The following is a 15,849-nucleotide window of genomic DNA, read 5'->3' as shown; positions in this document are numbered from 1 at the left end:
ATGAAAAAGATTTATTTTGTCACTGTAATTTTAAGCGCTGTATTTTTAGCTGCCTGTTCTTCACCTAAAAAGCATGATTTGTATTACTGGGGTAACTATTCTGATGTTGTATACAGCCATTACAATGAGGAAGGGGACTTTGCAAAGCAAGAAGAAGCATTAAATCAGATTATTGCACAAGCAAAAGAAAAGAATAAACCTGTAGCGCCAGGGGTTTATGGGCATTTAGGATTAGCTTTACTAAAGCAAGGTAAACAAGCAGATGCAAGTGTTGCTTTCCAAGAGGAGCAACGTTTGTATCCAGAAAGTGCGACTTTTATGCAGTATTTACAACGTAAGAAATAGGGATAAGTAAAATGAAAAAATTAATAATTCTTCTTGCGAGTTTTATCCTATTAACAGGTTGTGCAAATGAGAAAGTCGCATCTTATGATTATACTGCGTTTAAACAGAGTAAACCAAAATCAATTTTGATGGTAATGCCTGTCAACAATTCAGTGGATGTAAAGGCTGATACCAGTGTATTAGCTCGTGCAACCTATCCATTAGCTGAACGTGGTTATTATGTTTACCCTGTTGCTTTAGTTGATGAAGTGTTTAAACAAAATGGATTAACTGATGGTAATTTAATTCGCAGCGCCCAATTGAAAAAAATGCATGAGATTTTTGGTGCAGATAGTATTTTTTATATCAATGTGAATGAATATGGTACGAGTTACAAATTAATTGATAGTGTGACTACAGTTTCCTTGGAGGGTAAATTAGTCGATTTAAAAACAGGTCAAACGCTTTGGGAAGGGATGGGATCTTATACACAAGGGGCAAGCAATAGTAATGATGGTCTTCTAGCTGCTTTAATTAAAGCCGCTGTGACTCAACTCATTGATACAACGAAAGATAAAGGGTATCAAGTTGCCTCTCCAGCCATGAGCAATCTTGTTTATAGAGGTAAAAATGGCGGTTTACTTGTTGGGCCAAAGCATCCAGCCTATGAGCGCTCAGAAAAATAGAAATTAGTGGTTTGTTTTAAACTGAATCGAAAATATAAGCCAGGAAGATTTTTTTCTTGGCTTTTTTGTAACAAAACAGACAGAAAATCGACCGCACTTTTTACACTATCTACAATCCTACTATAACAAACTAAGCAATGGTGAATACGAAGAATAAAAAAGAAGCTTGAGCTAAATTTTATACAAAACTACTTACATATTTACGTAAACTACTTGTTTACTATGTCTCATTTTTTAAAAGGTAGTTTTTATTAGTTTGGTGGCTATTAATAGCTTATAAATTGCAATCTATTTTTATAAATTTTACCTGACAAGAAACGAGAAAAGTATCTTGTTTTTCTTTGATGAATTGTGCTACAATCCGCATCCTATTTACATTAGGTAAATAGGCTCGTCCCGAAAGGGTTTTATTAATTTTAGCGGAGTACTAAGATGATCCAAGAACAGACTATGCTGGACGTTGCTGATAACTCAGGCGCTCGCAGTGTAATGTGTATCAAGGTTCTAGGTGGATCGCACCGTCGTTACGCTGCTATTGGTGATATCATCAAAATTACTGTGAAAGAAGCAATTCCACGCGGTAAAGTTAAAAAAGGTGATGTATTAAAAGCAGTTGTTGTGCGCACCAAGAAGGGTGTTCGTCGCCCAGATGGATCAGTCATTCGCTTCGATGGTAATGCATGTGTAATTTTAAACAATAACACAGAGCAACCAATCGGTACTCGTATTTTTGGACCGGTGACTCGTGAACTTCGTTCTGAGAAGTTTATGAAGATTATCTCTTTGGCGCCAGAAGTACTGTAAGGAGAAGTGACAAATGGCTGCAAAAATTCGTCAAAACGATGAAGTAATCGTGCTTGCTGGTAAAAGCAAAGGTAAGCGTGGTAAGGTAACTCAAGTGTTACCAAACGGTAAAGTGATTGTTGAAGGTGTAAACATTATTACTAAACATGAAAAACCAGTTCCTGCATTAGGAAAAGAAGGTGGTTTAGTGAAGAAAGAAGCTCCAATTGATGCATCAAATGTAGCGATCTTTAACCCAAAAACAAACAAAGCAGACCGTGTAGGTTTTAGATTTGAAGATGGTAAAAAAGTACGTTTCTTCAAGTCTAACAATGAAATTATTTAACAAACTGGAGTAATGCGATGGCGAAACTGCATGATTACTACAGAGATCAAGTAGTGAACGAATTGAAAGAAAAATTCAACTACAAATCTGTCATGCAAGTCCCACGAATCGAAAAGATAACCCTAAATATGGGTGTGGGTGAAGCATTGACCGATAAGAAGTTGCTAGATAATGCAGTAGCAGATTTAGCAGCGATTAGCGGTCAGAAACCTTTGATTACAAAAGCACGCAAATCTGTTGCAGGCTTTAAAATCCGTCAGGGATATCCAATCGGTTGTAAAGTAACACTACGTGGTGAGCGTATGTGGGAGTTCTTTGAACGTTTAATTACAATTGCTGTTCCACGTATTCGTGACTTCCGCGGTTTAAGCGCGAAATCATTTGATGGTCGTGGTAACTACAGCATGGGTGTGCGTGAGCAAATCATCTTCCCTGAAATCGATTATGATAAAGTGGATCGTGTACGTGGTTTAGATATTACTATTACTACTACAGCGAAAAGTGATGAAGAAGGTCAAGCGCTACTTGCTGCCTTTAATTTTCCATTCCGTAAATAAGGCAGGTTATTATGGCTAAACAATCAATGAAAGCACGTGACGTAAAACGTGTAAAACTAGCTGAAAAATTCTATGCTAAACGTATGGAATTGAAACAGATCATTTCTGATGTAAATGCCTCTGACGAAGATCGTTGGAATGCGGTATTAAAGTTACAAACTTTACCACGTGATTCTAGCCCAAGTCGTCAGCGTAACCGTTGCCGCCAAACAGGACGTCCTCACGGTGTTCTTCGTAAGTTTGGTTTAAGCCGTATTAAGGTGCGTGAAGCTGCAATGCGCGGTGAGATCCCAGGCCTTAAGAAAGCGAGTTGGTAATTTACCACTTTATTTTGGAATCGGAGTAAAAATACATGAGTATGCAAGATCCAATCGCAGATATGTTGACTCGTATTCGTAACGGTCAGGCTGCGAACAAAGTTGCGATTAGTATGCCTTCATCCAAGCTAAAAGTGGCAATTGCCAATGTATTAGCTGAAGAAGGTTATATCGAAAGCGTTAAAGTTTTAGATGGTGTTAAACCAGAATTGGAAATTACTTTAAAATATTTCCAAGGCAAACCAGTTGTAGAAAGTATTCAACGTGTTAGTCGCCCAGGTCTACGTATTTATAAGCGTAAAGATGAATTACCAAAGGTAATGGGTGGTTTAGGCGTTGCAGTTGTTTCTACATCTAAAGGTGTGATGACTGACCGTGCAGCTCGCCAAGCGGGTTTAGGCGGTGAGATTATCTGTTACGTAGCTTAATAGAGAGGTAGGAAAATGTCTCGTGTTGCAAAAGCACCTGTTAGTATTCCTGCCGGTGTTGAGGTAAAACTCGACGGTCAGCTATTAACAGTTAAAGGAAAAAATGGCGAGTTATCTCGTACCATTCATGACGCAGTTGAAGTTAAACAAGATAATAACGAATTAACCTTCTCTCCACGTGAAGGTATCGTTGGAGCTGATGCTCAGGCAGGTACTGCGCGTGCATTAGTTAATGCAATGGTTATCGGTGTTACTGAAGGCTTCACTAAGAAGTTACAATTGGTGGGTGTTGGTTATAGAGCACAAATTAAAGGCAATGCAGTTGCTTTAAGTTTAGGTTTCTCTCACCCTATTGAGCACGTTTTACCAGCAGGTATTACAGCGGAATGTCCATCTCAAACTGAAATTGTGTTGAAAGGTGCAGACAAGCAATTAATCGGCCAAGTTGCTGCAGATATTCGTGCTTATCGCCGTCCTGAGCCTTATAAAGGTAAAGGGGTACGTTACGCTGATGAAGTGGTACGTATCAAAGAGGCTAAGAAAAAATAATTAAGGTAACACTATGGATAAGAAATCAGCTCGTATCCGTCGTGCAACGCGTGCACGTCATATGATGAAAGAGCAAGGTGTAACACGTTTAGTTATTCACCGTACTCCACGTCATATTTATGCACAAGTAATTGCACCGAACGGTTCAGAAGTTCTTGCCGCTGCTTCAACTGTTGAAAAAGTAATTAGTGAGCAAGTGAAATATACCGGAAATAAAGATGCAGCAGCAGTAGTAGGTAAAGTTGTTGCAGAAAGAGCATTAGCGAAAGGCGTCAAAGACGTTGCTTTTGATCGTTCTGGTTTTAAATATCATGGTCGTGTCCAAACTTTAGCGGACGCTGCCCGTGAAGCTGGTCTACAGTTCTAATAGAGGTAATTTCAGATGGCAAACATCGAAAAACAAGCTGGTGAACTGCAAGAGAAGCTAATCGCGGTAAACCGTGTATCAAAAACAGTTAAAGGTGGTCGTATCATGAGCTTTACTGCATTAACTGTAGTAGGCGATGGTAATGGTCGCGTTGGTTTTGGTTATGGTAAAGCGCGCGAAGTTCCGGCAGCGATCCAAAAAGCGATGGAAAAAGCACGTCGCAATATGATCAATGTAGCTTTAAATGAAGGCACATTACAGCATCCAATTAAAGGTTCTCATACTGGTTCTCGTGTATTTATGCAACCAGCTAGCGAAGGTACAGGTATTATCGCGGGCGGTGCAATGCGTGCAGTATTAGAAGTTGCAGGTGTACGTAACGTTCTTTCTAAAGCATACGGTTCAACTAACCCAATTAACGTTGTTCGTGCAACTATTGATGCACTTGCAAATATGAAATCACCAGAAATGGTTGCTGCAAAACGTGGCAAAACCGTTGATGAAATCTTGGGGTAATTGATAATGGCTAAAACTATTAAAGTAACTCAAGTACGTAGTTCTATCGCTCGTTTACCGAAGCATAAAGCTACACTGCGTGGTCTTGGTCTTCGCCATATGCATCATACTGTTGAGTTAATCGATACTCCAGCGGTACGTGGTATGATTAACCAAGTTTCATACATGGTTAAAGTGGAGGAGTAAGAGAATGCGTTTAAATACTCTATCACCAGCTGAAGGTGCAAAGCATAGCGCTAAACGTTTAGGTCGCGGTATTGGTTCTGGTTTAGGTAAAACAGGTGGTCGTGGTCACAAAGGTCAAAAATCTCGTACTGGCGGTGGTGTTCGTCGCGGTTTCGAGGGTGGTCAAATGCCTTTATATCGTCGTTTACCAAAATTTGGTTTTACTTCAATGAAGTCAGCTGTAACAGCTGAAGTTCGTTTGAATGAATTAACTAAAGTTGAAGGTGGCGTAGTTACCTTAGAATCTTTAAAAGCAGCTAATGTACTTACTAAAGATATTCAATTTGCTAAAGTCATTTTAGCAGGTGAAGTAAAAGGTGCTGTGGTTGTTCGCGGTTTACGTGTAACTAAAGGTGCTAAAGCAGCAATTGAAGCTGCTGGCGGTTCAGTTGAGGAATAATAAATAAATGGCTAAGCAACCAGGTTATCAAAGTAGAAGTACTCAAAGCGGTACAGGTGAACTTAAAAGCAGATTATTATTTGTGTTAGGTGCACTTATCGTTTTCCGTATTGGTTCTTTCATTCCGGTTCCTGGTATTGATGCGGCCGTGTTAGCTCAATTAATTGAACAACAAAAAGGCACCATCATTGATATGTTTAACATGTTCTCTGGTGGTGCGTTGAGTCGTGCGTCAATTTTTGCGTTAGGTATCATGCCTTATATTTCGGCATCGATTATCATTCAACTATTAACGACGGTTCATCCTGCACTTGCAGAATTGAAAAAAGAGGGCGAAGCTGGGCGCCGTAAAATTAGTAAGTACACTCGTTATTCAACTTTAGTACTTGCAACTTTGCAGGCTGTTGGTATTTCAACCGGTCTTCCAAATATGTTACCTGGACTAGTACCTAATTTAGGCTTTAGTTTTTATTTTACTGCAGTAATCAGCCTTGTTACAGGAACAATGTTCTTAATGTGGCTTGGTGAGCAAATTACAGAACGTGGTATTGGTAATGGTATTTCTCTAATTATTTTTGCAGGTATTGTTGCAGGTTTACCATCAGCGATTGGTCAAACTATTGAGCAAACTCGCCAAGGTCAAATGCATCTATTAGTTCTCTTATTGATCGCAGTTATTGTCTTTGCAGTTACATATTTTGTTGTCTTTGTTGAGAGAGGACAAAGAAGAATTAAGGTTGAATATGCTAAGCGCCAGCAAGGTCGTCAGATTCTTGGTGGCCATTCAACTCACTTACCATTAAAAGTTAATATGGCAGGTGTAATTCCAGCAATTTTTGCATCAAGTATTATTTTATTCCCTGCTACATTAGTGCAATGGTTGGGTGAAGGTTCTAGCTTGGAGTGGTTAACTAAATTATCTATGTTACTACATCCTGGTCAGCCTTTATATTTGCTTGTTTATGCTGTAGCAATTATCTTCTTTAGTTTTTTCTATACTGCAATGCAATATAATCCTCGTGATACAGCGGATAATTTGAAAAAATCTGGTGCATTTATACCAGGAATTAGACCAGGTGAACAAACATCACGTTATATTGATAAAATTATGACACGCTTAACATTAATTGGCGGTCTATATATCACATTTGTGTGTTTAGTTCCTTACGTTATGACATCAGCTTGGAATGTACAGTTTTATTTTGGTGGTACTTCTTTACTGATTGTTGTAGTGGTGATTATGGATTTCATCGCTCAGGTTCAAAGTCATTTAATGTCAACTAAATATGAATCTGCGTTGAAGAAAGCAAACCTTAAAGGTTTCGGACAATAATTTGTCCATTAAATAAAAGGGATAAGCAATGAAAGTTCGTGCTTCCGTTAAGAAATTATGTCGTAACTGTAAAATTGTTAAACGTGAAGGTGTTGTTCGTGTCCTTTGTAGCGACCCTAAACATAAACAACGTCAAGGTTAATTGATATTTTTTCTTGCAAAGAACCAGTTGAGCAGTTATACTGCTCAGCTCATTTATGTCCTTGACACTTTGTTTGAGTATCCTGAAAACGGGCTTTTCAAGATCAAAGTGTCAACTTAGTTAAATAATAGGAGTGCATAGTGGCCCGTATTGCAGGCATTAACATTCCTGATCATAAACACACTGTAATCGCTTTAACTGCAATTTATGGTATTGGTAAAACTCGTGCTCAAGCTATTTGTGCAGCAACGGGTATTGCTGAAGATGTTAAGATCAGCGAATTGTCTGAAGAGCAGATTGATAAACTGCGTGACGAAGTTGGTAAATTTACCGTTGAAGGTGACTTACGTCGTGAAGTAACACTAAACATCAAACGTCTATTAGACTTAGGTTGTTATCGTGGTTTACGTCATCGTCGTGGTTTACCGGTACGTGGTCAACGTACTAAAACTAATGCGCGTACCCGTAAGGGTCCTCGTAAGCCGATCAAGAAATAAGTCGGGGTAAGGTAAAATGGCTAAAACACCAGTTCGTGCACGTAAACGTGTAAAAAAACAAGTTGTAGATGGCGTAGCGCATATTCACGCATCTTTCAATAATACAATCGTTACCATTACTGACCGTCAAGGCAACGCTCTAGCATGGGCTACTGCTGGTGGTTCAGGTTTCCGTGGTTCTCGTAAATCTACCCCGTTTGCTGCACAAGTTGCGGCTGAACGTTGCGCTGAAGTTGTAAAAGAATTCGGCTTAAAGAACTTGGAAGTTATGGTGAAAGGACCAGGTCCTGGTCGTGAGTCTACTATTCGTGCATTAAATGCAGCGGGTTTCCGTATTACGAATATTACTGATGTGACTCCGATTCCTCATAACGGTTGTCGTCCACCGAAAAAACGTCGTGTTTAATGGCGTCATAGGATAGTTGGAGAAAGAAAATGGCAAGATATTTGGGTCCTAAACTCAAGCTAAGCCGTCGTGAAGGCACTGACTTATTCCTTAAGTCAGGTGTGCGCGCGATTGAATCAAAATGTAAAATTGATACCGCTCCAGGTCAACACGGTGCCCGTAAGCCGCGTTTATCTGACTATGGTAGTCAATTACGTGAAAAACAAAAAGTTCGTCGTATTTACGGTATCTTAGAACGTCAATTCCGTAATTATTATAAAGAAGCAAACCGCTTAAAAGGTAATACTGGTGAAAACTTACTGGTATTATTGGAAGGTAGATTGGATAACGTTGTTTATCGCATGGGCTTTGCTGCAACTCGCGCTGAAGCTCGCCAATTGGTGAGTCATAAAGCGATTGTTGTAAATGGTCGTGTTGTTAATATCCCATCATTCCAAGTTTCAGTTAATGATGTAGTTGCTGTTCGTGAGAAATCTAAAAAACAAGCACGTATTAAAGCATCATTAGAGTTAGCAGAACAAAGAGAAAAACCGACTTGGTTAGAAGTTGATACTGCTAAAATGGAAGGTGTGTTCAAACGTGTTCCTGAACGTTCTGATTTATCAGCAGACATTAACGAACATCTGATCGTTGAGCTTTACTCTAAATAATAAATAGTTAAAGCTTAGAAGCAAAGAGAGGATAAAATGCAGGGTTCTGTTACAGAATTTTTAAAGCCACGCTTAGTTGATATTGAGCAAATTAGCTCAACTCATGCTAAAGTGATCTTAGAACCGTTAGAGCGTGGATTCGGCCACACTTTAGGTAATGCATTGCGTCGTATTCTTCTATCTTCAATGCCAGGTTGTGCTGTGACTGAAGTAGAAATTGAAGGCGTATTGCACGAATACAGCAGTAAAGAAGGTGTTCAGGAAGATATTCTTGAAGTACTTCTAAACTTAAAAGGCCTAGCGGTTAAAGTTCAGAATAAAGATGATGTATTTCTGACACTAAACAAATCTGGAATTGGCCCTGTTGTTGCAGCAGACATCACCCATGATGGAGATGTTGAAATCGTAAATCCTGAGCATGTTATCTGTCATTTGACTGACGAAAATGCATCAATTAATATGCGTATTCGTGTTCAACGTGGTAGAGGCTATGTACCAGCATCAGCCCGAGTACATGCGCAAGATGAAGAAAGACCAATTGGTCGTCTATTAGTAGATGCATGTTATAGTCCAGTTGATCGTATTGCTTATAATGTTGAGGCAGCGCGTGTTGAACAGCGCACTGACTTAGATAAGCTAGTGATTGAGTTGGAAACTAATGGCACTATTGATCCAGAAGAAGCAATTCGTCGTGCAGCAACAATTTTAGCAGAGCAACTAGATGCATTCGTTGATTTGCGTGATGTTCGTCAACCAGAAGTTAAGGAAGAAAAACCAGAATTCGATCCGATTCTGTTGCGTCCTGTTGATGACTTAGAGTTGACAGTTCGTTCTGCTAACTGTTTGAAAGCAGAAACAATTCACTATATCGGTGATTTAGTACAGCGTACTGAAGTTGAGTTATTAAAAACGCCTAATCTCGGTAAGAAATCTCTTACTGAAATTAAGGATGTTCTTGCTTCGCGCGGCTTATCACTAGGTATGCGCCTTGAGAATTGGCCACCAGCAAGTATTGCTGAAGACTAGTTTGGTCATAGGTTAAAGATTTTTCTGAGAAGGATAAGGTCATGCGCCATCGTAAGAGTGGTCGTCAACTAAACCGTAATAGCAGCCATCGCCAAGCGATGTTCCGTAATATGGCAAGCTCTTTAGTTAGTCACGAAATTATCAAGACTACATTGCCAAAAGCGAAAGAATTACGTCGTGTAGTTGAACCGTTAATCACATTAGCAAAAGTAGATAGCGTTGCAAATCGTCGTTTAGCTTTTGCTCGTACACGCAACATCGAAACTGTTGCTAAATTATTCAATGAATTAGGTCCACGTTTTGCTCAACGTGCAGGTGGTTACACCCGTATTTTGAAATGTGGTTTCCGTGCAGGCGATAATGCACCAATGGCTTATATTGAGTTAGTTGATCGCCCAGAAGTAGCAACTGAAGAAGCTGCTGCAGAATAATGATTTAGATAAGTTGATTTTGTAACTTATATTTTTTAGATAAAACCCACTGATTCTAATTAGTGGGTTTTCTTTTTTGTTCTGGTTTCAATGGATTATATTTGTCATTATTTATTGTTAAACTACCAGACTACCGATTTTATGAATATAGTTAGGGCTAGTAAGATTAATAACTGAAGAAATATAGTAAAACTTTCGAAAAGTTGACCGCACTTTCTTTGAATTAAGTTGTTTTTAAGCAAATGAGATACAGTGTACTCTTGTTTGGAATGGAACGGGAAACAGGAAGGTAAATTGATGATCTTTAGCGATCATCAATTCCCATCAGTAAATATTGTCCATTTATATCACACAAACTACGAAAGCCAACGTTAGTAACTTGGTAATTATACTCATTAATCATATTACTATAGTCAAAATTTTCATGATGATGACCATGAAAGATATGTCGTACATTCATTTTATGTGCAAGTTCATTTAACACTGTAAAACCTGATGGGTGTGGTTTAGGCGCTTCATGGCAAATTAAAATATCAGCTTGCATTTGTTCTAATGCTTCGATATCTGAAGGAAAGATAGACGTTCGATGACGTAACGGAATTCCGCCTCGCCAAATTTTTTCTTGTGAACAATATTGGCAATAATGAATAGGATCAAAAAAGAGCGGTTTGTTTGGCGGCATCCAAATTTGACCTCGAAATACACCACCTAAACCAGCAATACGTTTACCCTGAATTTCTACTACTTTGCCATGTAAGTTGCGTGATTGCCAGTTACTTTCCCAGATTGACTCGAATGCAGAGACGGTTTTACTATCATGATTGCCATGGATGAACCAAAGATCACAATATTGTGATAATTTCTTGAGTTCATCGGGCGTGGTGAGCTGTAAGTCGCCTAATATAATAAGTGCAACATTTTGTTGTGTTTGAATAAAAGGATATAGGTGATCAAAATTGCCATGTGGATCACCTGCAAATAAAATCATGCGTCTTCCTCAAAAATGGATTGTATCCCATGTTCACTTGTGAGTGTTGGCAATTCTTCTTCGTTTAGAATTTTTTCAACAATTTTTTTCACTTGATTATAGCGTTCTAAATAACTTGGTGATTCAATTTCAATGTAAGATACATTGTATTTATCAAGTAATTTTTTTAATAATAATTGGAAACGTTGACGTTGTTTTTGATTGCCTAAGCTACGTAAGCCATCATCAACCCATTTCGTATTATTGTTGAGTAAAATAGTGACATCAAAGGGATATTCCTTGATCATCGAATCTAGAAATGGATGTGCTTTGCCTTCATATTGAATACAAAAGGCTTGAGTCGTAATAAAATCAGTATCAATGATGGCAACTTTATGTGCGTGACGTACGGCGTAGTCAATGTAACGTTGATGACCTAATGCCATTTGTGGATAATCGGAATATTGCATTGCTTGTTCATCGCCACCTAATTTTTCAAAAACAAATTCACGTCCATATTCCCAAGCTGATGTGGTATTAAACACAGTTGCCAGTTTATTGACGAGCACTGTTTTACCACTGCTTTCACCTCCTAAAATTGCAATTGTTTTAGCAAAGAAAGGACGTACTTCTTTAGGAATAAATTTCCAATAGTGGAATGGATTGTTGCGAATTTTTGTAGCGGATACATTAAAGAATTGGCGTTCTGGGTCAACTAATGTGACTTCCAAACCTAAATATTTTTCATAAGGCGCTTTATCTTGTACTTCGCTACTAAAGACAATGCTTGGGGTGAAGTTTTTTTCTTTGAAAAGCAGTTTAACTTGTTCTGCCCAAGCTTCCCAGCCGTTTGGATAGCTTGGAATTCCATCTTCAACCAGATGATGAATAAAAATTTGGTTTTTCTGATATTTGAAAATTTGTTGCATCCAACGTAAGCGATCTTGCACTGTTGGCATACGTTTCATTTTACTATCATAGAACAGTTTTAAATCTCTTTCTGTATCACTACATACAATAATGTGGATTTCATCTACTTTACTGAATGCCTCATAGATCATATTAATATGACCTGTATGAACAGGATAGAATTTGCCGAAAATTACACCTACTTTCTTATTATTTGGTTCAGTAATTTGTAGCACTTTATGCAACGCACTCAGTTTTGTAGCACTTGGATTTTTTATTTTTCCACTTACCAGTTGATTAAAGTAAGCACGTGTAATATTTGCTTGCTGACAAATATCATTCACTTTTAAATTTAATTGTTTGCGTTTTTGCTGTAAGTAAGCAAAAGAAGACATAATTTATTCCTTGTAATGATTCAGAAATTTTATCAAAACAGACCGCACTTTGATTTCCGCAATGTGCAATGCAAGTTAAGGTAATGCCTTTTGTTCTAATAGTGCATTGACACGTTGTTCTAGCTCAACAAGCTTTTCACGAGTACGCATTAGGACTTGAGTTTGTACATCAAATTCTTCACGAGTCACTAAATCTAATTTTGATAATTGCGCTTGTAGTGTTTGCTTAAGTTTTGCTTCTGCATCTTGACCTAAATCTTTAATTCCTTGTGGTAATGAATCTTGGATTTGTTGTATAACTTGCTCTATTTTTTTAGGATTTAGCATAATGACCTCATATTAGGGAAAATTTTGTCTATTGTATGTAATCTTGTTGCAAATAAAAACATTTTTTCAAGATTAAGTTTGCGTTATACTATGCACGCATTCTCAGGGCAGGGTGAAACTCCCTACCGGTGGTAAGTGCCTTAGCATAAGCCCACGAGCGTTTGTTATTTATGTAAATAACAAAGTCAGCAGATTTGGTGTAAATCCAAAGCCGACAGTATAGTCTGGATGAAAGAGAATAAGCAGGTTTTGTGATCAAAACCTGTCTTTTTTGTTTGTTTAAGATTTTCTTAGCCACATAATTTTTCTCATCAGCCCTGATTCTGGTATCTAAATATCTCTATATTTCAAGGAATTTACTATGAATCAGTCAATTTTATCTCCTTTTGGTAACGCAGAAGCGCGTGTTGTTGCTGCTATTGAGGCTTTTAAACAAGGTCATGGCGTTTTAGTATTAGATGATGAAGATCGTGAAAATGAAGGGGATTTAATTTTCCCAGCAGAAACGATCAATACTGAGCAAATGACCATGTTGATTCGTTATGGTAGTGGCATTGTTTGCCTCTGCTTAACAGACCAATTATGTCAAGCGTTAGATTTACCACCCATGGTACAGGATAATACAAGTGTTAATAAGACGGCATTTACCGTGACTATTGAAGCAGCAAAAGGTGTTGCAACAGGTGTATCAGCTAAAGATCGTGTGACGACAATTAAAGCTGCTGTTGCAGATGGCGCAAAACCAAGTGATTTAAGTCGTCCGGGACATATTTTTCCATTACGTGCTGTAGAAGGAGGAGTATTAAGTCGTCGTGGTCATACTGAGGCCTCTGTAGATTTAGCGCGTTTAGCAGGTTATAAAGGTGCAGGGGTTATTTGTGAGATTACTAATGATGATGGCTCAATGGCACGCGCACCTGAAATTGTTGACTTTGCACACAAGTTTGGTTTTCCTGTTGTGACTATTGAAGATTTAGTGGCATATCGTCAAAAATATAATGTGTAGTTTGTACGTAAGCTAATGAAGATACCTGTGTAAACATCGTTAACACAGGTATTTTGCATTAAGAAGACTAATAAATACCAAACAGGCTGAATAGTGTAATTACAACAATTGTTGCAACAATAGGCAGAATGAATGATGTCATCGCGATTTCTAAATAGGAATCGCGGTGTGTCATACCCGTATTGCTTAATAATGTTAATACTGCGCCATTATGTGGCATAGTATCTAAACCACCTGAAGAGAGTGAGGCAATACGGTGTAATGCTTCTGGTGAAATACTCGCTTGTTTAGCAATTGCGAGGTATTTTTCACCTAATGCTTCCAGTGCGATTCCCATTCCACCAGAAGCTGAGCCTGTTGCGCCAGCTAAGATGTTTACTGCAACAGACAGTGAAATAAGTGGGTTTCCTGGTACGTTTAAGATCATTGCTGTTAAATGTTCAAAACCCGGTGCGATACGTACGACGCTACCAAAACCAACAGCCGCGGCAGTATTAATAATGGCACCTACAGCACCATTTGTACCTTTGCCAATTGCTGGAATAAAAGTGGTGCGTTTGTTTAAATTCAAGATAATTACTAACGCAATTCCTGCTAGTAAGGCAAGTACAATATTTTTAGGATCACCATTTTTTAGCCCAATTAATTCAGGAACAAAATTAAGCACAACAATGACACTGATTAATGGCAGAATGGCTAATAGAGCTGAGGGTAGATTTGTTTGATTATCGTCAGCAGAATTTTCTACTAATGGTTCAATAAAATATTCTCCATTTTTTGCATATTTTCTACGACGCATTTCTAAATAAGCTACACCACCAAAGAATAAGATTGCTGCTGCAATTGTACCCATAATTGGTGCAGCCATTGCACTTGTACCGAAGTAGGCTGTTGGAATTAAGTTTTGAATTTGTGGAGAGCCGGGTAATGCTGTCATTGTAAAGGTAAATGCACCACAAGCAATGGTACCTGGTATAAGACGGCGAGTAATATTGGCTTCTTTAAAGACAGCGAGCGCTAATGGATAAACTGCAAAAACGACAACAAATAAACTCACACCGCCATAAGTAAGTAAAGCACAACCTAATACAATAGAAGCGATAGCACTTTTGGCGCCTAGCATTCGAGTTAACCAGATCGCAATTGATTTTGCCCCACCAGTTACATCCATTAAATTACCAAAAATGGCACTGAGTAAGAATGCAGGAAACCAAGCTTTAACAAATCCAACTAAGCCTGTCATGTAGCTGCCTAAGTAAGCATCTAAGACATTTAAATCCCCTGTAAAAGCAACAACTGTTGCACAAAGAGGCGCAATCCAAACGATGGAATAGCCTCTAAATGCTAAAAACATCAGTAGTACTAAACCGATAAAAATTCCTAATAAACTGAACATGGTTTTCCCCTATGTAATTTAGCCACAATTGTTTACAACAATTGTGGCTAAAGTTGTGCTTGATTAGCCTGCCGTCCAACCGCCGTCGACGGTTAAGCAGGAACCTGAAATAGATGCTGCGGCATCAGAACAGAGGAACTTAACAAACTCACCAATATCAGCAGGCTCAATTAAACGTTTCACTGCTGCCTTTTGTAGCATAATTTTGCTGATGACATCAGTTTCTGAAATATTATGATGAGCGGCTTGATCGGCAATTTGTTTGTCAACAAGTGGGGTTCTTACATAGGCAGGACAGATTGAATTCACAGTAATACCATACGGTCCACCTTCAAGCGCCGTTGTTTTAGTCAAGCCTGATAAACCATGTTTGGCAGATACATAAGCAGATTTAAACTCAGAAGCAACGACACCATGAATAGAATTTAAGTTAATGATACGTCCCCACTGATTTCTTTTCATATATGGCCAAGCGTATTTTGTTAATAAAAATGGTGCTGTTAGCATGAGGTTAATCATGAAATCCCATCTGTCTTCTGGGAAATCTTCAACTGGGGAAACGGTTTGAATGCCTGCAACATTGACTAGAATATCTATACTGCCAAATGTTTTTACAGCATGATCTACTGCAAGTTTACAAGATTCGCGTTTTGATAAATCCGCAACAACATAGGTTGCTTGTAATTTTTCAGCTTGTTTTTGCAGTAAAGTTTCGTTGATATCGACCATAACTACGTTAATGCCTTCTTGTGTTAACGTTTGGCTGACGGCAAGACCAATACCACTTGCTGCACCAGTAACTAATGCAACTTTGTTTTTTAACATAGTGACTCCTGAATCCATATAGGAATATGATACCCGCAAAA

General features: G+C 38.5%; 25 protein-coding genes and 1 riboswitch. Of the genes, 20 read left to right on the top strand and 5 right to left on the bottom strand.

The window, feature by feature from the left end; translation table 11 throughout:
• The 19 genes from C0975_RS10315 to rplQ all read left to right on the top strand — a co-directional run bounded on the left by C0975_RS10315 (position 1) and on the right by rplQ (position 9,983).
• Positions 1 to 345 carry a DUF4810 domain-containing protein gene (locus tag C0975_RS10315; protein WP_101776300.1) on the top strand — a complete coding sequence of 115 codons (345 nt, stop codon included), beginning with the start codon at positions 1 to 3 and terminating at the stop codon, positions 343 to 345.
• 11 nt (positions 346 to 356) lie between these two features.
• Entirely contained in the window at positions 357 to 1,010 is a 654-nt protein-coding gene (locus tag C0975_RS10310) for a DUF799 domain-containing protein (protein ID WP_101776299.1), read from the top strand.
• 432 nt (positions 1,011 to 1,442) lie between these two features.
• Positions 1,443 to 1,814: a 50S ribosomal protein L14 gene (rplN, locus tag C0975_RS10305; protein ID WP_005548786.1), complete on the top strand. Its 372-nt coding sequence runs from the start codon at positions 1,443 to 1,445 to the stop codon at positions 1,812 to 1,814.
• Positions 1,815 to 1,827: 13 nt separating this feature from the next.
• Entirely contained in the window at positions 1,828 to 2,139 is a 312-nt protein-coding gene (gene rplX, locus C0975_RS10300) for a 50S ribosomal protein L24 (protein WP_032093964.1), read from the top strand.
• Between the two features lie 17 nt (positions 2,140 to 2,156).
• Positions 2,157 to 2,696 (top strand): 50S ribosomal protein L5, encoded by a 540-nt coding sequence (gene rplE, locus C0975_RS10295; RefSeq protein WP_005764312.1) that lies wholly within the window; start codon positions 2,157 to 2,159, stop codon positions 2,694 to 2,696.
• An 11-nt stretch (positions 2,697 to 2,707) separates the two neighbouring features.
• A complete protein-coding gene (gene rpsN, locus C0975_RS10290; protein ID WP_078239490.1) occupies positions 2,708 to 3,013 on the top strand; it encodes a 30S ribosomal protein S14 in 306 nt (101 codons plus the stop codon).
• A gap of 35 nt (positions 3,014 to 3,048) precedes the next feature.
• A complete protein-coding gene (gene rpsH, locus C0975_RS10285; protein ID WP_005724020.1) occupies positions 3,049 to 3,441 on the top strand; it encodes a 30S ribosomal protein S8 in 393 nt (130 codons plus the stop codon).
• A 15-nt stretch (positions 3,442 to 3,456) separates the two neighbouring features.
• Positions 3,457 to 3,990, top strand: a complete 534-nt coding sequence (gene rplF, locus C0975_RS10280; protein WP_101776298.1) for a 50S ribosomal protein L6 — start codon at positions 3,457 to 3,459, stop codon at positions 3,988 to 3,990.
• Between the two features lie 13 nt (positions 3,991 to 4,003).
• Complete coding sequence (gene rplR / locus C0975_RS10275) at positions 4,004 to 4,357, top strand: 50S ribosomal protein L18 (protein WP_101776297.1); 354 nt, start codon at positions 4,004 to 4,006, stop codon at positions 4,355 to 4,357.
• Positions 4,358 to 4,372: 15 nt separating this feature from the next.
• Entirely contained in the window at positions 4,373 to 4,873 is a 501-nt protein-coding gene (gene rpsE / locus C0975_RS10270; protein ID WP_005764304.1) for a 30S ribosomal protein S5, read from the top strand.
• A gap of 6 nt (positions 4,874 to 4,879) precedes the next feature.
• The gene (gene rpmD / locus C0975_RS10265) at positions 4,880 to 5,059 is read left to right on the top strand and encodes a 50S ribosomal protein L30 (protein WP_005543631.1); all 180 of its coding nucleotides are present in this window, start codon (positions 4,880 to 4,882) and stop codon (positions 5,057 to 5,059) included.
• A gap of 4 nt (positions 5,060 to 5,063) precedes the next feature.
• Positions 5,064 to 5,498 (top strand): 50S ribosomal protein L15, encoded by a 435-nt coding sequence (rplO, locus tag C0975_RS10260; protein WP_101776296.1) that lies wholly within the window; start codon positions 5,064 to 5,066, stop codon positions 5,496 to 5,498.
• A 7-nt stretch (positions 5,499 to 5,505) separates the two neighbouring features.
• Positions 5,506 to 6,831, top strand: a complete 1,326-nt coding sequence (gene secY / locus C0975_RS10255) for a preprotein translocase subunit SecY (protein WP_101776295.1) — start codon at positions 5,506 to 5,508, stop codon at positions 6,829 to 6,831.
• 28 nt (positions 6,832 to 6,859) lie between these two features.
• A complete protein-coding gene (rpmJ, locus tag C0975_RS10250; protein ID WP_005548767.1) occupies positions 6,860 to 6,973 on the top strand; it encodes a 50S ribosomal protein L36 in 114 nt (37 codons plus the stop codon).
• 140 nt (positions 6,974 to 7,113) lie between these two features.
• Positions 7,114 to 7,470 carry a 30S ribosomal protein S13 gene (rpsM, locus tag C0975_RS10245; RefSeq protein WP_005717912.1) on the top strand — a complete coding sequence of 119 codons (357 nt, stop codon included), beginning with the start codon at positions 7,114 to 7,116 and terminating at the stop codon, positions 7,468 to 7,470.
• A 16-nt stretch (positions 7,471 to 7,486) separates the two neighbouring features.
• Positions 7,487 to 7,876 (top strand): 30S ribosomal protein S11, encoded by a 390-nt coding sequence (gene rpsK, locus C0975_RS10240; protein WP_005701868.1) that lies wholly within the window; start codon positions 7,487 to 7,489, stop codon positions 7,874 to 7,876.
• Between the two features lie 29 nt (positions 7,877 to 7,905).
• Positions 7,906 to 8,526, top strand: a complete 621-nt coding sequence (rpsD, locus tag C0975_RS10235; RefSeq protein WP_049214876.1) for a 30S ribosomal protein S4 — start codon at positions 7,906 to 7,908, stop codon at positions 8,524 to 8,526.
• A gap of 36 nt (positions 8,527 to 8,562) precedes the next feature.
• Positions 8,563 to 9,552: a DNA-directed RNA polymerase subunit alpha gene (locus tag C0975_RS10230; RefSeq protein WP_101776294.1), complete on the top strand. Its 990-nt coding sequence runs from the start codon at positions 8,563 to 8,565 to the stop codon at positions 9,550 to 9,552.
• A gap of 41 nt (positions 9,553 to 9,593) precedes the next feature.
• Positions 9,594 to 9,983, top strand: coding sequence for a 50S ribosomal protein L17 (gene rplQ, locus C0975_RS10225; protein WP_032855573.1), 390 nt, complete (start codon positions 9,594 to 9,596; stop codon positions 9,981 to 9,983).
• 304 nt (positions 9,984 to 10,287) lie between these two features.
• On the opposite strand, the gene C0975_RS10220 is transcribed toward rplQ, so the two are convergent.
• The 3 genes from C0975_RS10220 to ubiK form a co-directional block, all read right to left on the bottom strand.
• Complete coding sequence (locus C0975_RS10220) at positions 10,288 to 10,971, bottom strand: metallophosphoesterase family protein (RefSeq protein WP_101776293.1); 684 nt, start codon at positions 10,969 to 10,971, stop codon at positions 10,288 to 10,290.
• Positions 10,968 to 12,254: a multifunctional transcriptional regulator/nicotinamide-nucleotide adenylyltransferase/ribosylnicotinamide kinase NadR gene (gene nadR / locus C0975_RS10215; RefSeq protein ID WP_101776292.1), complete on the bottom strand. Its 1,287-nt coding sequence runs from the start codon at positions 12,252 to 12,254 to the stop codon at positions 10,968 to 10,970. The genes C0975_RS10220 and nadR overlap by 4 nt, the downstream gene beginning before the upstream one ends.
• Positions 12,255 to 12,329: 75 nt before the next feature.
• Positions 12,330 to 12,581, bottom strand: a complete 252-nt coding sequence (gene ubiK, locus C0975_RS10210; protein WP_101776291.1) for a ubiquinone biosynthesis accessory factor UbiK — start codon at positions 12,579 to 12,581, stop codon at positions 12,330 to 12,332.
• Positions 12,582 to 12,675: 94 nt separating this feature from the next.
• A riboswitch (FMN riboswitch) is annotated at positions 12,676 to 12,825 on the top strand.
• 117 nt (positions 12,826 to 12,942) lie between these two features.
• On the opposite strand from ubiK, the gene ribB reads away from it, so the two are divergent.
• Positions 12,943 to 13,587 (top strand): 3,4-dihydroxy-2-butanone-4-phosphate synthase, encoded by a 645-nt coding sequence (gene ribB, locus C0975_RS10205; protein ID WP_101776290.1) that lies wholly within the window; start codon positions 12,943 to 12,945, stop codon positions 13,585 to 13,587.
• 67 nt (positions 13,588 to 13,654) lie between these two features.
• Here the strand turns inward: ribB and C0975_RS10200 are convergent, their stop codons facing one another.
• Together C0975_RS10200 and C0975_RS10195 are read right to left on the bottom strand one after the other, a co-directional pair.
• A complete protein-coding gene (locus tag C0975_RS10200; RefSeq protein WP_101776289.1) occupies positions 13,655 to 14,983 on the bottom strand; it encodes a GntP family permease in 1,329 nt (442 codons plus the stop codon).
• A 63-nt stretch (positions 14,984 to 15,046) separates the two neighbouring features.
• Positions 15,047 to 15,808, bottom strand: coding sequence for a 3-hydroxybutyrate dehydrogenase (locus C0975_RS10195; RefSeq protein ID WP_101776288.1), 762 nt, complete (start codon positions 15,806 to 15,808; stop codon positions 15,047 to 15,049).
• Positions 15,809 to 15,849 lie beyond the last annotated feature (41 nt).

This window comes from Pasteurella oralis (genome assembly GCF_002850605.1).
GTDB lineage: Bacteria > Pseudomonadota > Gammaproteobacteria > Enterobacterales > Pasteurellaceae > Pasteurella > Pasteurella oralis.
Note: the sequence above shows the minus strand (reverse complement) of the source record. Positions and strands in the feature narration are given on the sequence as shown.

Excerpts from the sequence above, each read along its gene's own strand:
- C0975_RS10315 (WP_101776300.1), top strand. The coding sequence starts at position 1 with ATGAAAAAGATTTATTTTGTCACTGTAATTTTAAGCGCTGTATTTTTA.
- C0975_RS10310 (WP_101776299.1), top strand. The coding sequence starts at position 357 with ATGAAAAAATTAATAATTCTTCTTGCGAGTTTTATCCTATTAACAGGT.
- rplN (WP_005548786.1), top strand. The coding sequence starts at position 1,443 with ATGATCCAAGAACAGACTATGCTGGACGTTGCTGATAACTCAGGCGCT.
- rplX (WP_032093964.1), top strand. The coding sequence starts at position 1,828 with ATGGCTGCAAAAATTCGTCAAAACGATGAAGTAATCGTGCTTGCTGGT.
- rplE (WP_005764312.1), top strand. The coding sequence starts at position 2,157 with ATGGCGAAACTGCATGATTACTACAGAGATCAAGTAGTGAACGAATTG.
- rpsN (WP_078239490.1), top strand. The coding sequence starts at position 2,708 with ATGGCTAAACAATCAATGAAAGCACGTGACGTAAAACGTGTAAAACTA.
- rpsH (WP_005724020.1), top strand. The coding sequence starts at position 3,049 with ATGAGTATGCAAGATCCAATCGCAGATATGTTGACTCGTATTCGTAAC.
- rplF (WP_101776298.1), top strand. The coding sequence starts at position 3,457 with ATGTCTCGTGTTGCAAAAGCACCTGTTAGTATTCCTGCCGGTGTTGAG.
- rplR (WP_101776297.1), top strand. The coding sequence starts at position 4,004 with ATGGATAAGAAATCAGCTCGTATCCGTCGTGCAACGCGTGCACGTCAT.
- rpsE (WP_005764304.1), top strand. The coding sequence starts at position 4,373 with ATGGCAAACATCGAAAAACAAGCTGGTGAACTGCAAGAGAAGCTAATC.
- rpmD (WP_005543631.1), top strand. The coding sequence starts at position 4,880 with ATGGCTAAAACTATTAAAGTAACTCAAGTACGTAGTTCTATCGCTCGT.
- rplO (WP_101776296.1), top strand. The coding sequence starts at position 5,064 with ATGCGTTTAAATACTCTATCACCAGCTGAAGGTGCAAAGCATAGCGCT.
- secY (WP_101776295.1), top strand. The coding sequence starts at position 5,506 with ATGGCTAAGCAACCAGGTTATCAAAGTAGAAGTACTCAAAGCGGTACA.
- rpmJ (WP_005548767.1), top strand. The coding sequence starts at position 6,860 with ATGAAAGTTCGTGCTTCCGTTAAGAAATTATGTCGTAACTGTAAAATT.
- rpsK (WP_005701868.1), top strand. The coding sequence starts at position 7,487 with ATGGCTAAAACACCAGTTCGTGCACGTAAACGTGTAAAAAAACAAGTT.
- rpsD (WP_049214876.1), top strand. The coding sequence starts at position 7,906 with ATGGCAAGATATTTGGGTCCTAAACTCAAGCTAAGCCGTCGTGAAGGC.
- C0975_RS10230 (WP_101776294.1), top strand. The coding sequence starts at position 8,563 with ATGCAGGGTTCTGTTACAGAATTTTTAAAGCCACGCTTAGTTGATATT.
- rplQ (WP_032855573.1), top strand. The coding sequence starts at position 9,594 with ATGCGCCATCGTAAGAGTGGTCGTCAACTAAACCGTAATAGCAGCCAT.
- C0975_RS10220 (WP_101776293.1), bottom strand. The coding sequence starts at position 10,971 with ATGATTTTATTTGCAGGTGATCCACATGGCAATTTTGATCACCTATAT.
- nadR (WP_101776292.1), bottom strand. The coding sequence starts at position 12,254 with ATGTCTTCTTTTGCTTACTTACAGCAAAAACGCAAACAATTAAATTTA.
- ubiK (WP_101776291.1), bottom strand. The coding sequence starts at position 12,581 with ATGCTAAATCCTAAAAAAATAGAGCAAGTTATACAACAAATCCAAGAT.
- ribB (WP_101776290.1), top strand. The coding sequence starts at position 12,943 with ATGAATCAGTCAATTTTATCTCCTTTTGGTAACGCAGAAGCGCGTGTT.
- C0975_RS10200 (WP_101776289.1), bottom strand. The coding sequence starts at position 14,983 with ATGTTCAGTTTATTAGGAATTTTTATCGGTTTAGTACTACTGATGTTT.
- C0975_RS10195 (WP_101776288.1), bottom strand. The coding sequence starts at position 15,808 with ATGTTAAAAAACAAAGTTGCATTAGTTACTGGTGCAGCAAGTGGTATT.